This window comes from Nocardia sp. NPDC056100, assembly GCF_042266325.1.
In the GTDB taxonomy this organism is placed as follows: Bacteria; Actinomycetota; Actinomycetes; order Mycobacteriales; family Mycobacteriaceae; genus Nocardia.
In genome coordinates, this window is record NZ_JBHJVY010000010.1 from 425 (window position 1) to 1,413 (window position 989).

General features: G+C 57.3%; 1 rRNA gene (cut by a window edge). It reads left to right on the top strand.

Annotation, left to right across the window (positions count from 1 at the left end):
• Positions 1 to 989, top strand: a 23S ribosomal RNA gene (locus ACFC0O_RS46080); its annotated part reaches 424 nt to the left of the window's first position; the annotation flags it as partial.

The window sequence follows — 989 nt, forward strand, 5'->3', positions numbered from 1 at the left end:
ACCTGGGGCCGGCTGGCCGCGGCCGTCATGCGCCGTCGTGTCATTGCAGCAATACTCCCAACGGAGGCTGTGATGGGTAGGGGAGCGTCGTGTGCCGGGTGAAGCAGCCGCGGAAGCGAGTTGTGGACGGTTCACGAGTGAGAATGCAGGCATGAGTAGCGATACACACGTGAGAAACGTGTGCGCCGATTGACTAAGGGTTCCTGGGTCAAGCTGATCTGCCCAGGGTAAGTCGGGACCTAAGGCGAGGCCGACAGGCGTAGTCGATGGATAACCGGTTGATATTCCGGTACCCGCTTTGAAACGCCCAGTACTGAATCAGGCGATGCTAAGTCCGTGAAGCCGGCCCGATCTCTTCGGAGTTGAGGGTAGTGGTGGAGCCGATGAACCAGACTTGTAGTAGGTAAGCGATGGGGTGACGCAGGAAGGTAGTCCAGCCCGGGCGGTGGTTGTCCCGGGGTAAGGGTGTAGGGCGTTGTGCAGGCAAATCCGCACAACACGTAGCCTGAGACCTGATGCCGAGCCGATTGTGGTGAAGTGGATGATCCTATGCTGTCGAGAAAAGCCTCTAGCGAGTTTCATGGCGGCCCGTACCCTAAACCGACTCAGGTGGTCAGGTAGAGAATACCGAGGCGTTCGGGTGAACTATGGTTAAGGAACTCGGCAAAATGCCCCCGTAACTTCGGGAGAAGGGGGGCCATCACTGGTGATCGGATTTACTCCGTGAGCTGGGGGTGGCCGCAGAGACCAGCGAGAAGCGACTGTTTACTAAAAACACAGGTCCGTGCGAAGCCGTAAGGCGATGTATACGGACTGACGCCTGCCCGGTGCTGGAACGTTAAGGGGACCGGTTAGTGCACTTTCGGGTGTGCGAAGCTGAGAACTTAAGCGCCAGTAAACGGCGGTGGTAACTATAACCATCCTAAGGTAGCGAAATTCCTTGTCGGGTAAGTTCCGACCTGCACGAATGGCGTAACGACTTCTCAGCT